The organism is Vibrio sp. R10-SG-ISO4 (genome assembly GCF_059834135.1).
The window spans coordinates 99,600-113,112 of record NZ_JCBDHJ010000011.1; the positions used below are offsets into that span (position 1 = coordinate 99,600).

At 51.1% G+C, this 13,513-nt stretch carries 12 protein-coding genes and 1 pseudogene; 3 read left to right on the forward strand and 10 right to left on the reverse strand.

All coding sequences use genetic code 11. From position 1 onward, the window contains the following. Window positions 1-95 precede the first annotated feature (95 nt). On the reverse strand, window positions 96-1,004 hold the full coding sequence (locus AC6R03_RS06200) for an aldo/keto reductase (protein ID WP_500630194.1): 909 nt from the start codon (window positions 1,002-1,004) through the stop codon (window positions 96-98). A gap of 93 nt (window positions 1,005-1,097) precedes the next feature. On the opposite strand from AC6R03_RS06200, the gene AC6R03_RS06205 reads away from it, so the two are divergent. Together AC6R03_RS06205 and AC6R03_RS06210 are read left to right on the forward strand one after the other, a co-directional pair. Then, a complete protein-coding gene (locus tag AC6R03_RS06205) occupies window positions 1,098-1,496 on the forward strand; it encodes an XRE family transcriptional regulator (RefSeq protein ID WP_500630195.1) in 399 nt (132 codons plus the stop codon). Between the two features lie 91 nt (window positions 1,497-1,587). Beyond that, entirely contained in the window at window positions 1,588-3,654 is a 2,067-nt protein-coding gene (locus AC6R03_RS06210; RefSeq protein ID WP_500630196.1) for an alpha-amylase, read from the forward strand. 108 nt (window positions 3,655-3,762) lie between these two features. On the opposite strand, the gene aroG is transcribed toward AC6R03_RS06210, so the two are convergent. The 5 genes from aroG to AC6R03_RS06235 all read right to left on the reverse strand — a co-directional run bounded on the left by aroG (window position 3,763) and on the right by AC6R03_RS06235 (window position 8,341). Further along, window positions 3,763-4,818, reverse strand: a complete 1,056-nt coding sequence (gene aroG, locus AC6R03_RS06215; protein ID WP_500630197.1) for a 3-deoxy-7-phosphoheptulonate synthase AroG — start codon at window positions 4,816-4,818, stop codon at window positions 3,763-3,765. A 185-nt stretch (window positions 4,819-5,003) separates the two neighbouring features. After that, entirely contained in the window at window positions 5,004-5,900 is an 897-nt protein-coding gene (gene cyoE / locus AC6R03_RS06220; protein ID WP_500630198.1) for a heme o synthase, read from the reverse strand. Further along, complete coding sequence (locus AC6R03_RS06225; protein ID WP_500630199.1) at window positions 5,893-6,984, reverse strand: COX15/CtaA family protein; 1,092 nt, start codon at window positions 6,982-6,984, stop codon at window positions 5,893-5,895. Before AC6R03_RS06225 ends, cyoE begins: the two co-directional genes overlap by 8 nt. A 9-nt stretch (window positions 6,985-6,993) precedes the next feature. Further along, a complete protein-coding gene (locus AC6R03_RS06230; RefSeq protein ID WP_500630200.1) occupies window positions 6,994-7,578 on the reverse strand; it encodes a redox-active disulfide-containing membrane protein in 585 nt (194 codons plus the stop codon). Then, window positions 7,562-8,341, reverse strand: a complete 780-nt coding sequence (locus AC6R03_RS06235) for an SURF1 family protein (RefSeq protein WP_500630201.1) — start codon at window positions 8,339-8,341, stop codon at window positions 7,562-7,564. Before AC6R03_RS06235 ends, AC6R03_RS06230 begins: the two co-directional genes overlap by 17 nt. Before the next feature lie 46 nt (window positions 8,342-8,387). On the opposite strand from AC6R03_RS06235, the gene AC6R03_RS06240 reads away from it, so the two are divergent. Continuing rightward, a complete protein-coding gene (locus AC6R03_RS06240; protein ID WP_487902182.1) occupies window positions 8,388-8,621 on the forward strand; it encodes a DUF2909 family protein in 234 nt (77 codons plus the stop codon). 38 nt (window positions 8,622-8,659) lie between these two features. Here the strand turns inward: AC6R03_RS06240 and AC6R03_RS06245 are convergent, their stop codons facing one another. The 4 genes and pseudogenes from AC6R03_RS06245 to coxB all read right to left on the reverse strand — a co-directional run bounded on the left by AC6R03_RS06245 (window position 8,660) and on the right by coxB (window position 13,102). Then, window positions 8,660-9,544 (reverse strand): cytochrome c oxidase subunit 3, encoded by an 885-nt coding sequence (locus tag AC6R03_RS06245; RefSeq protein ID WP_500628470.1) that lies wholly within the window; start codon window positions 9,542-9,544, stop codon window positions 8,660-8,662. 155 nt (window positions 9,545-9,699) lie between these two features. Next, window positions 9,700-10,269 (reverse strand): annotated as a pseudogene (locus AC6R03_RS06250) (cytochrome c oxidase assembly protein); the annotation flags it as partial. A gap of 8 nt (window positions 10,270-10,277) precedes the next feature. After that, on the reverse strand, window positions 10,278-11,945 hold the full coding sequence (gene ctaD / locus AC6R03_RS06255; RefSeq protein WP_334552161.1) for a cytochrome c oxidase subunit I: 1,668 nt from the start codon (window positions 11,943-11,945) through the stop codon (window positions 10,278-10,280). Further along, window positions 11,942-13,102 carry a cytochrome c oxidase subunit II gene (coxB, locus tag AC6R03_RS06260; protein ID WP_500630262.1) on the reverse strand — a complete coding sequence of 387 codons (1,161 nt, stop codon included), beginning with the start codon at window positions 13,100-13,102 and terminating at the stop codon, window positions 11,942-11,944. Before coxB ends, ctaD begins: the two co-directional genes overlap by 4 nt. Between the last annotated feature and the right edge of the window lie 411 nt (window positions 13,103-13,513).

A 13,513-nucleotide genomic window follows, 5' to 3' on the forward strand; every position in this document is an offset into this window, starting at 1 on the left:
AACAGTGATATTTGACACTTTCAGTATAGGGGACGATAAAACAAAAAGAGCCAGCAAATGCTGACTCCCTTCTCATTATTATTCTTTTGCGATTTCTATGGCACACCGTGCCCTTTCGATGCAACCCAAACACGATACCACTGCTCACGTGTGAGCTCGAACGGAAGCGACTCGACGGCCGATTTCACTCGCTCAATTTTGCCTGAACCGATAATAGGCAGCGGATTCGACGGTAGACGACATACCCAGGCGTAGATCACTTGATCGATGCTGCTTGCGCCGATTTCAGCGCGGATCGCTTCCAGTTCATCACGTACGCGAGCTGCTTGCTCTGTGTCCCCGCTGAAAATGCTGCCTCCACCAAGACAAGACCACGCCATCGGTAGCGTGCGAAGCATTTGCATTTGATCTAGGGTGCCGTCATGGACAACATCAAAATTGAGTGGGTTAATTTCCACCTGATTGGTCACCAGAGGCTGAGAAACGCGCGATTGCAGCAGTTCGAACTGACGAGGAGAAAAGTTCGATACACCAAAGTGCTTCACTTTACCTACTTTGCGTAGCTCGGTAAAAGCCTCTGCCACTTCGTCTGCGTCCATCAAGGCATCTGGACGATGGATCAGCAATACATCAATCTGCTCCACTGCCAAACGCTCCAGTGAATTATTCACCGATTGGTAAATGTGGGCCGCACTGGTGTCGTAGTGGTTCACTTTACGCTGCGGGAACTTGTCCACGCATAGGTTGATATCGCACTTAGTGACAATCTCAATTTGGTCACGTACACAAGGATCCAGCTTCAACGCTTCACCAAACAGCTGCTCACACTCGTAGCCACCGTAAATGTCCGCATGGTCTACCGTGGTTACGCCTAGCTCAATGTGCTGCTTAAGGAACGTCAAACGCTCTTGCGGCGTCATACCCCATTCTGCTAAACGCCAGTAGCCTTGAATCATCTGTGAAAATTCGGGGCCCTGCGGCGCAATTGTTACTTTAGACACCATCTTTTACCTCCTAAAAAAGAACGCTTCTACCCTATTCTTGTTTGTTTCAACCTACAACGTATACTGTGCAGAATTTCGAACTGGAGTACGAAAATGAGTTTTGCACTGCGTCTTCAAGCCCTCATCGGTGAAGAGTCCATTTCTGGTTTTGCGCGTCGGGTCGAGCTCTCCGAAGCCCTGATTCGCAAATATCTCAAAGGTAGCGAACCCAGCTTGGCCAAAGCGAATCAGATCGCGATGAAGGCCAACTGCTCACTGGAGTGGTTAGCCACAGGGTGTGGGTATCTCTACAGGCAGGCGGAAGTGGTCGATATGCCCGCTTACACCATGGCGTATGAGACTGTCATGGGCCAAACACCAGAGCCCATCGAGCAACATCGCAAAGTGATCGCGGCATACCAATATTTACGCGCCCATAAAAAACCCGATGGCTATCTTGACCAGGCGTCGATGCTGCAATTTCTTCATCGTCACAGCCCGAAAGAACTGTGACTAAGAGCAAAATTTAGGGCGTAGATCGGGGGTAGGATGTGGCGCCGCTTCGTTCACAGTATTCTGTCTAAAAAAACAACAAGGACAGAACGTGAAACGATATCAACCACACTGCATAGTGATTGGTGGGCTGTTGAGTGCGACTGCATTCGCGTCACCCACGCTCACTCTCTCAACCACAACCACCAGCCGAGATTTTCCTCTCAATAGCGATACGCCCTTGGTCCTACCGCTGCCCAAGCAAGAGTATACGCTACACATTTCCCCTACCGGTGGTGACTGCCCCACCACAAACCTCGAGCAGGTCAAGTTTAGGCAGCCGATTGCCCTGAACTGTCAAACGGCAACGACTCTGCCCATCAACATCCGCTTTAGCGGCGATTACTCCTTCGAATACGATGCCGATGCGAATACATTGGTGATCGCCCGCGAAGCGAAGAAAAACACCACTACAACGTTCAAACGACCACTACCGGATGTGAATTGTCGTCAATACGTGGGTGGCCCCGTCACACTAAACTTAGGTGACACCTTCCCCGATGGTACCGAGCTAAAAGAGGCCTTAAGCGGTCAAATCGTCACCGTTCGCGACGGCCAAGTCTCACTCGAACCGAGTGAGAGCAGTGGTGGCGTCCTACTCCTTGAACCAGTGCTCACAGAGCCCGTAGAGCGCGACTTTACCTATCGTAACGCCAACATTTATTTCGCTATGGTGGACAGGTTCCACAACGGCGATACCAGTAATGATGCCAGCTACGGTCGTCGCAAGGATGGCAAAGATGAAGTGGGCACCTTCCACGGCGGCGATCTTAAAGGGGTGATAGAAAAACTCGATTACATTCAAAGCTTAGGAACGGATGTGATTTGGCTATCACCCATAGTAGAACAGGTGCATGGCTTTGTGGGGGGCGGCGAAAAGGGCAGCTTCCCGTTTTACAGTTATCACGGCTACTGGACTCGTGATTTCACGAAAATTGACGCCAACTTTGGGCAAGAGGACGACCTGAAAACGTTAGTCGCCGAAGCCCACAAACGCGGTATGAAGATTTTCCTCGATGCCGTGATCAACCATTCGGGGTACGCCACCTTAGCCGATCTGCAAACCGACAACATCGACGTTGTCAATGCAGGTAAAATGCCGGCCACTTGGCAAGATTGGCAGCCAAACGATGATGAGAATTGGCACAGTTTCCACCAAGCCATCGATTACAACAGCCCACAATGGCAATCTTGGTGGGGTGGCGATTGGGTCAGAGCGGGCCTACCGGGATACCCTGCACCGGGCTCCAGCGACATCGAAATGACACTGGCTGGGTTACCTGACTTCCGTACTGAATCACAACAATTTGTGACACCGCCGCAATGGCTATTGGAGAACCCGGGCACACGCGTTCAACGCCGCGACAATTATCGCGTCTCGGATTATCTGATTGAATGGCATAGTGACTGGGTTAAACGTTTTGGTATTGATGGTTTTCGTGTTGATACCGTCAAACACGTCGAGGGCGAAGTGTGGCAACGACTCAAAGAGCAAGCCAGTACAAGCTTAGAGCAGTGGCGTGAAGCCAATGATCAATCGGGCGAGCCGTTTTGGATGATGGGCGAAGTCTGGGGGCACTCGGCTTACCGCTCTCCCTATGCCGACCAAGGCTTTGATGCCCTAATCAACTTTGATCTACAAAAGAAAATGGATAAGGGCGCAGCGTGTTTTAGCAAGATGCAAAGCACCTATCAAAACTACGCAGATTCCATGCAAGAAACGCCGGACTTTACCCCGGTAAGCTACATGTCATCACACGATACCGAACTGTTTTTCAGCCGGTTCAACTCGCTTGATGTGCAGCGCAGTGCCGCCAACGCGCTGCTGCTCAGCCCGGGGGCAGTCCAAGTCTATTACGGCGATGAAGTGGGACGTGAAATAGGCCCTTATGCCGATGACTTCCATCAAGGGACACGCTCAGACATGCTTTGGACACTGGATAAAGAGCGCCAGGCGCTTCTTGCGCACTGGCAGCGTGTGGGTCAATTTCGTCAGAATCACCCAGCGATTGGCGGCGGAGTCCACCGTGTGATTGACAACAACCAAGAGTACGTATTCTCTCGTACCTTAGGAGACGACAAGGTCGTTGTTGCCTTTGTCGGCACCAAGCGCGAGTAAAAAGTGAACGAGAACATTAGCCGCTAACGCACATTAGCGAGTGCAATAGAAAAGCAAACGGGCTCCGCAGAGCCCGTTTTTCTTGGAAAGAGGTCAAGAAGGTGAGAATTAACGGTTATTACGACGCGTTTCGACCGCTTGAGCGAGCTGGCGCAGTACCTTCTCGGTATCATCCCAGCCAATACACGCATCGGTAATCGATTGACCGTACGTCAGCTCACAGCCCGCCACCAAATCTTGGCGACCTTCCACAAGGTGAGATTCAATCATCACGCCAAATACTGCGTCTTCACCGCCTGCAATTTGTCCTGCCACGTCCTCTGCCACAACCATCTGGTTTTGGTACTGCTTTGAACTGTTCGCATGGCTAAAGTCGATCATCACTTTTCGTGGCAAACCTGAGGCTTCCAGCTCCGCTTTGATGGTGCCGACGTGATCGGCGCTGTAGTTTGGCTCTTTACCACCACGCAGAATAATGTGGCAATCTGGGTTGCCTGCTGTCTCGACAATGGCTGAATGGCCAAATTTGGTCACCGAAAGGAAGTGGTGCGATGCGCCAGCGCTTCGAATTGCATCAGACGCGATCTTGATGTTGCCATCCGTGCCGTTCTTAAATCCAACCGGGCAAGAGAGACCCGAGGCGAGTTCACGGTGCACTTGTGACTCTGTCGTACGTGCACCAATCGCGCCCCAGCTGATCAAATCCGCCACATACTGCGGGGTGATCATGTCTAAAAATTCGCTTGCGGTTGGCATGCCCATGTCGGTCAAATCCAACAGTAATTTACGCCCCATACGCAAACCATCATTGATCGCAAATGAGTCATTTAAGTACGGGTCGTTGATCAAGCCTTTCCAGCCAACGGTGGTACGCGGCTTTTCAAAATAAACGCGCATCACGACTTCAAGACGATCACCCAACTCATCACGCAAAACCTTGAGACGCTGACCATATTCCAACGCGGCTTCAGGATCATGAATAGAACAAGGCCCGATGATGACCAACAAACGGTCATCATCGCCTTTTAAAATATTAGAAATCGCTTCACGCGAACGAAACGTGGTTGAAGAAGCAGACTCAGTCGCCGGAAACTTCTCTAAAACAGCAACAGGGGGTAATAACTCTTTTACTTGGTTAATTCGTACATCATCAGTTTGAAACATCGCTTACTTCTTCCTATTTTCTTGGCCTGAACACAGCATCAAAGACAGTGATGCAAAAATGTTCAATCTCTCGTCACTCTGTTCCCAGTAACTTATCTGCCAAAAACAAGGCTTGCAAGCATTATTTTATTTAAAAGGCAATATTATCTCCAACTTTAAAATTTACACCATCCGTACATTAATATTTACATCCAGTAATGATCAACTAAAAGCAGCAGAAACAGCAGCATTAACTGATAGATTGAGTACTTAAACGTCTCAATGGCTGACTTGTCGGTGGGGGCGAATTTCAGTTTCCAGGCATGAGCAACAAAGCCGAGGCAGAGCAGAGTTGCCCCGACCCAATACATGGTGCCTGCCATACCGACTAAGGCAGGCATTAAGCAAACCAAGGTCAACAGCACGGTGTAGAGCAAGATCGAGGTTTTGGTGTACTCCTCGCCATGCGTCACAGGGAGCATGGGGATGTCGGCTTTGGCATAATCCGCTTTGCGATGGATAGCCAGCGCCCAAAAATGAGGCGGGGTCCAGATGAAGATGATCATCACCAGCAACCAAGCGTGTGCGTGCATCTCACCTGTGACCGCCGTCCAACCAAGTAAGGGAGGCATAGCGCCAGCGATCCCTGCGATAACAATGTTTTGCGGTGTCGCACGTTTAAGGTAGAGCGTGTACACCACCGCGTAACCAAGAAGGCTCGCTAATGTCAGCCAAGCCGTGAGTGCGTTGACGCCAAAGAGCAACACCCCCATCCCCACGGCGCCAAGAGCAAAGGCGAACACAAATACATTGACCGCCTTGATGCGACCAGAGGGCAGAGGTCTTTGATAAGTACGCGCCATAATCGCGTCAATTCGGCGATCGATCAGGTGATTAAACGCCGCTGCTGAACCCGCCATCAAGGCGATGCCGACCAATCCAAGCACCGTTTTCTGTATGGGTAGTGAGCCTTCCACGGCCAAACACATCCCCACCAGTGCGGTAAGCAGCATCAGTGCCACCACTTTCGGTTTAGTGAGCGTGAAATAGTGATGCGCGAGTGATTTCTCCGCGCTGGAGGTAAACGTCGCGGTTTTACTCATGAGCACTCTCCTTAATGTCGATCACTGACTGGCGCTTTGGGGATTGCACCCTCACAGACGCGGCGATTCTCGGGCTGATGCGCTGCGTCGCTTTCGTTGACGCACTGACTTGGCTCAGCAAGTAATTGGCTCTCAGCGTGGCGACCAACAGCAGCGCTGCGCCCAGGTTGTGTGCAACGGCAATAGCCAAAGGTAAACTGAGCAGTACGTTACTTACTCCCAATGCGATTTGAAGGACCAACAGCCCAAGTAGCCAATGGGCACAGAGGGTAAACTCCGTATTCCGATAACGCTTAAGCGCAACCACCAACGCGAGAACAAACAGCATCACCAGCATAGCGCCAAAACGATGCGTGACATGAATCGTCATTCGCGCGCCATAGTCGAGAGTACCGAATTCGTAACTCTCACTCTTAGGCTGGATAAGCTCAAAGGCCGTCCCAAAATCCAAATATTGCGTCCAGTTTCCCTCACAAATCGGCAGCGAAGTACACATCAGCGCGGCGTAATTTGATGAGGTCCATCCCCCTAACGCCACCTGCGCTACCACTATCAATGCCGTGATCCCAGCCAACCAGCGCAGTCCACGAGATACTGAAATGTCACCCAGTCGGTGCGCCAAAGGATAACGAGTCACATGCCAATAGCTCAAACAAAGAAGGCTAAACAGCGTAAAACCACCAAGCAGGTGCCCCATGACGACAATCGGCATCAGCTTCATCGTGACCGTCCACATCCCCAGTAACGCTTGAAACACAATCACGGCAGGGAGTGCGAGAGACAGCCCAACAGGTAACGCTCGATGCTTCAAGCCAAGGTAGGGGATAGCAAATACCAGTAAGCCAAGGCTGCCGGCAAAGTAGCGATGGATCATCTCAAGCCACGCCTTGTCAGCTTCTACCGTCAGCTCAGGGTAAAGCGCGGTCGCTTTGGCCAGTTCGTGGCTTTCATTGGGCACCGTTAAATGGCCATAACAACCGGGCCAATCCGGACACCCGAGCCCTGCGTCAGCCAAACGGGTATAGGCACCAAGAAGAATGACCATCAAGGTGAGCAGTAAACTGGCTCTTAGTAACGTAATCACACTTCCCCCTTACCCGACGCGAGACAGCTTGAGCAATTTGCGCAAATCCGCCAGTAAGCCTTTGCTTTGCGCGGGTAGTTGGGCGAGGTCTTGCTCTGGTGGATAACGCATCACTAACTGCCCCAATGGGTCGATAATCACATACTCAAAGTCCCCGACCACTTGATGAAACGCCTCATTGATCGCAATGCTGGTCAGCACGTGCTCTTCTAGGTACGGTGCGCTTTTATCGGTGCGCAGCAAGACTGGGGTGACGCGTTCTTTATATTTTCCTAGTGCAATGTGAGTTTGACCAAGAAGATGAATTTGCTGTTGGCATCGCGCCTCACATTCGCTCGGCAAGACGTAGCCCAGTTGCCACTGTTTATGCTGAAAAGGATTGGCGACACCGAGCGAATCAAAGGTGGTGAGCGGTTCGATTAGAGTCCCTTTATTGGTCACGCCCGAGTTGTACCACTGCTTGACCAAAATCGCCTTGGCGGCAATCACGGGGAGAGTGAAAAACAGCACCAACGCGATCAGCGTCAAGCGCCCTCGGGTGACACGACGTGTATCGACCGAATTCGGGGTTCCCATTTTAGCGGCATGAGTCATGCGACACCTCCTTGTGAGTAGAGTCTAGGCTGCGATGATGCGCCTTGACCTCTGCAAGCGTTCTTTTGATGGTACGAAACAGCAGCAGTGAGACAATCAGTAGCAAAGCCAGCGCCATAGAGAACCATTGCACGGCGTAACCCAAATGCTTCTCTGGGCTCATCGATATGGGTTGCCACGGCTGAGGGTAGGGCCAACTTTCCCCAGTGGTTGCACCCATCGACCAAGTGGTAGGCTGCGCAATAAATGTCGCCATCGGTGCGGCCCACTGTTTGGTAAGCGCCTCTGTATTGATGTTTTGCACCCGCGCGGGGTTGCCCGCTTCGTAATACAGCTCATTGCTGAGCGGGTTGAACGATTTCTGATACAACCTTGCGCTCATCGAACCGGGCTCGCGCAACCACTCCACCTCAGGTAATACATCTCGTGTTGCTTTTGCTTCCACCCAACCGCGCTCGACCAACAGATGCTCATCCACACCACGCACATCCACCAATTGAATCGCTAAGTAGCCAACCTTGCCTTGGTATGACTGATTGTCGAGCAAGACGGTTTTTCCTGCGATGGGGGTGTAATCGAAATGCACCATCACACCGGTTGGCTGCGCTCTCTGCGCTTGAGACAACGCACTAAGCGCGACAGGGCCTTGCTGCAAATGCTCTGCGACGCTTTGCGCGATCTGCGCTTTTTCTTCTGCGCGCGAGAGCTGCCACAAGCCAAGTTTGACCAAAAAGCAAAAGGCAACCACAGTTAACAGAACCATCAACGCAAAGCCTCGGGTATAAAACCGGCGACGTAAGGAATCTCGGATGATTTTTTTGTTTAAACTGCTGCTCGTGCTCTTACTACTGTTCATTCTGTTTAATCTTGGCCTTGCATTAATTGAGATGGTCAAAGGCCCGCGCCAAGACACCTCCAAAGAAGACAACAAACCCATGAGTCACTATTTGGGGCGACGTGTGTTCCTCTCTGCTCTCGCGGTCATTTTGTTAATTGCCGCGCTGCTTAGTGGTTTCATTGAGCCGAACGTGCGCCCCTATTAACCGCTCTCATCTGCCTGTCTTTTTCTTTGTCTACCTCTTTAAAGCACGTAGACAAAGACAAACAAACACAGCCACACCACATCCACAAAGTGCCAATACCAACTGCCCGCTTGGAAAGCGAAATGGTCCTTCGGCGTAAAATGGTCTTTCGCCACACGTGCCAGCAAAATGATCAAAAACGTTGTCCCGAGCAGCACGTGCATGCCATGAAATCCCGTCAGCAAAAAGAAGGTGTTGCCGTACACCCCGGATTGCAGAGTGAGCCCTAAATCTTGATAGGCGTGCACATATTCCACCCCTTGGTAGTAAAGGAAGAAGCAGGCCAACACAATCGTCAGCTCCAACCAAACGATCAGGGCCATACGGTGATTTTTTTCCAAACTGGTGTGGGCCAAATGCAGCGTGATGGAGGAAGTCAGCAGCAACAAGGTATTGATCAGCGGGATGCCCTGCCAAGGCATCGCTGTGGTGGTCGTGCCTGAGGGAGTGGTGGTGAGCGGCCACAACGCCTCAAAAGCGGGCCACAGCACCTCATGAGTCATGGCGTTGTTACTCGCGCCGCCAAGCCAAGGGACAGAAACCATGCGCGCGTAAAACAGCGCACCAAAAAAGGCGCCAAAGAACATGATTTCCGAGAAGATAAACCAGCTCATTCCCTGACGAAACGAGCGAGAAAGCTGCTCGGAGTATTTGCCACTCATGCTCTCAGTGATCACATTGCTAAACCAACCTGCAAACATATAGAGTAAAAACAGTAAGCCTGCGGTTAAGATCAGCTTTCCGAAGACACTGGTATCGCCCCCTTCTGCCATACTCTGCACCGTGATCCCGGCGCCAACAGCAATTAAAAAGAGCGCCACGGCGCCGACGATAGGCCAGCTACTCTGCGCGGGAACAAAATACGGTTGATGTTTCGTACTCATGGGGTAACTCCTTGCTCAAGGCTTCCTTGACTCACCCTTTCTTGACTCACAATACCTCGACTTCCATTCTCTTGACGTCCATTACCTTGACTCCGACTACCTTGACGGAATATGTCTTGAGCCGCCAGTGGCACCGATGCGACCCGAGCCATCGCAGTGACAGGCGTTGAGGCATCATCAACAGCAGGTGGCGTCTCTTTTTGCGTGATGTCGTACAGGGTGTAAGAGAGTGTCAGTGTATGAATCGAATCGGGAATGTCCGGTTCGATGTAAAAAATCAGTGGCATCTCGGCATCTGCCCCTGAATCTAGGGGCTGCTGATTAAAACAAAAGCACTCTATTTTGTTGAAATAGGTGGCCCCTAGGCCGGGTGAGACCGACGGTACTGCTTGCCCCACTACGGTATGATTGGCGAGGTTTTTCGCCTGATACGCGGTTTGAATCACCTCGCCCGGGTGCACATCGAGATGGGTCAATTTGGGTTGAAACTGCCACTCGATACCCGGATTATTGTGCGCCATAAATTCCACTCTCACGGTGCGCGAGGTATCGATACTCAACCCGGCAGGTGCCACCACCGACTCGCTGTTGGTTTTGCCATTGATGCCCAACGCATCGCACATCACGTCATACAGCGGCACGAGTGCAAAACCAAAACCGAACATAGCGACGACCGCAGCGCACAGCTTTAAGGTCAATTTCTGGTTCGCATTTGCTTGGTTCATCTCTCACCTCAATCAATCTTAGGTGGTGTTGAAAAGGTGTGATGTGGTGCAGGGCTAGGCACGCTCCACTCCAAACCTTCTGCACGCTCCCACGGTTTCGCGCTTGCCTTTTCGCCGCCGCGAATGCACTTAATGACGAGCCACAAGAAAATCAGTTGAGAGAGACCAAAGGCAAACCCACCAATGGAGACGATTTGATTGACGTCGGCAAACTGAATGGCGTAATCAGGAATGCGTCTTGGCATCCCCGCAAGGCCAAGAAAATGCATCGGAAAGAACAAGATATTGACGGAAATGACCGAGCACCAGAAATGCCACAAGCTCAACCTATGGTCATACATGTGACCCGTCCACTTCGGCAACCAGTAATACGCTGCCGCCATGATCGAGAAGACCGCACCCGAGACTAAGACATAGTGAAAATGTGCCACCACAAAGTAGGTATCGTGATACTGGAAATCCGCAGGAACGATCGCCAACATCAAGCCCGAAAATCCCCCAATCGTGAAAAGAATGATAAACGCGATAGCAAACAACATAGGCGTTTCAAACGTCATTGCCCCTCGCCACATAGTCGCGACCCAGTTAAACACTTTCACCCCAGTCGGCACCGCGATAAGCATGGTGCAATACATAAAGAACAGCTCAGCAAACACCGGCATGCCGGTCGTAAACATGTGGTGCGCCCAAACCAAAAAGGAGAGCAGCGCGATACTGCACGTCGCGTAGACCATTGAGTGATAACCAAAGAGTTTTTTACCACTAAAAGCGGGGATAATCGCCGAAATGATACCGAATGAGGGCAAAATCATGATGTACACTTCCGGGTGACCAAAGAACCAGAAAATGTGCTGGAACATCACCGGATCGCCGCCCCCAGCCGCATCAAAAAACGAGGTGCCAAAGTACTTATCGGTCAACACCATGGTGACCGCCCCTGCCAACACCGGCATGACCGCGATCAGCAGAAACGCGGTGATAAGCCAAGTCCAAACAAACATGGGCATTTTGAACCAAGTCATGCCTGGCGCACGCATGTTGACGATAGTGACGATGACGTTGATCGCGCCCATGATGGAGCTGATGCCCATAATATGTACAGAGAAGACAAACAGCGCGGTGCTATCAGGGCCATAGGTGGTCGACAGCGGCGCATAAAACGTCCAACCGAAATCGGGGCCACCGCCTTCAGTAAACAGCGAGGCAATCAGAATCAAGAACGCAAAAGGCAGAATCCAAAAACTCAAGTTGTTCATGCGAGGTAGCGCCATATCCGGCGCGCCAATCATCATTGGAATCATCCAGTTTGCAAGCCCAGTAAAAGCCGGCATTACGGCGCCAAACACCATGATCAATCCATGAACCGTGGTCATTTGGTTAAAAAACTGCGGCTCCACCAGTTGTAGACCCGGTTGGAACAACTCAGCGCGAATCACCATCGCCATCGCGCCGCCAGTAAGGAACATGATAAAGCTGAACCAAAGATAGAGCGTGCCGATGTCTTTGTGGTTGGTGGAGTAAATCCAGCGGTAAATACCGCTTGGCGCATCGTGGTGATCGTCATGATGATCTTCTATCACGCCCTCAGCGTGACCAGCGCGGCTTAGCTCCGCATCCGTTACAGGCGCAGATTTGACGTTGTCTGCCGTCATAGAGTCAGATTTGGACGTTTTCATTGTCCCTCCTCGGCTGCGCCAGCATTGTTAGCGCTTTTTGAAGCTTTATAGGCATCGACGTCTGACGCTTGTATGACGTCACCCGTATTATTACCCAGTCCATTACGTTGATAAGTCACCACCGCCGCAATTTCTTTGTCGGTCAATTGATTGGCAAACGCCTGCATGGCGGTGCCCGGGCGGCCATAGACAATGGTGTCAATGTGATTGTTTATCTCACCCGTCGCCACTTTACTGCCCGTGATTGCCGGGAACGCCCCCGGAATACCAGCGCCATTGGCTTGGTGACATACCGCGCAGCGATCGAGATAGACTTTCTCGCCCAAGGTGACGAGCTCTTCGAGAGAGAGTGTTGCCGTCAGCGACGTCGCAGCCTCTTGTTTGGCTAAAGCGAGTTGTGTTTTTTTATCCGCTAGCCACTGCTCGTACTCTGCTTCTTCCATTGCGTGGACCACGATCGGCATAAAACCATGCGCCCTCCCACACAACTCAGCACATTGGCCGCGATACACCCCAGGCTTATCGATGCGCGTCCACGCCTCGTTAATAAATCCTGGAATGGTGTCTTTCTTGACTGCAAAATCTGGCACCCACCAAGAGTGGATCACATCATCGGACGTCATCAAAAATCGTACTTTGCGATTGATCGGCAGCACTAAGGGGTTATCAACCTCCAGCAGGTAATGGGCGCCTTTTTCTTCAATGCCATCGATCGCTTTTTGACTGGTCGCGAGCAAGCTGAAAAACTCGACGTCTTCATCAAAGTAGCTGTAGTGCCACTTCCATTGCGACCCGGTGATTTTGATCGTTAAGTCCGATTGTGACGTGTCTTCCATGGCCACTAAGGTTTTGGTGGCGGGGATTGCCATCAAGACCAAGATGACTATCGGGATCACCGTCCAGATCACTTCGACTTTGGTGCTTTCGTGGAAATGCGCCGCAACCGCGCCTTTGGATTTTCGGTGGTGATACATGGAATAGAACATGATGCCAAACACCACCAGTGCGATGGCGCAGCAGATGTAAAAAATCAGCATGTGCAGTTCATACACCTGACCGCTGATATTGGTCACACCTTGTGTCATGTTGTAGGTGGTGTCCTTGGGGCTTTCCTCGGCCGACGCGTGGGCGGGTAACACCAACCACACACTGGTTATTCCATAGCCAAGCCATTGCCCAAGTAATCGCCACAGTGCCTGCTGTACTCGTTTCAAACGATGTCTCCTTTGCTCGGTAGCCTACTGGCTAACTCGCTTGAACTCAGCGTTCCCTCACCGCACCTTGGCCTACTACACATCACCCGAAGGGAGTCGCTCAGTTGATTCCTATAAACAGCGAAATTTGGTTTAATTTGTTATGTTTATGTTAACAAAATGAATGTAATTAAAAGCTAGTTGGCGTTTTCAGATTGTGCAAGCGGTTGACAAGGTCCAATGATTTTTTTGTGACCCAATGTTTTTTATCGGCAAAGTAATTTTGTCGGCATAGCCATTTTGGCCGCATAGTGATTTAACGATTGCGCTCCTATAAATGATAATTGATATCAATTAAAATCATCACAACCATAG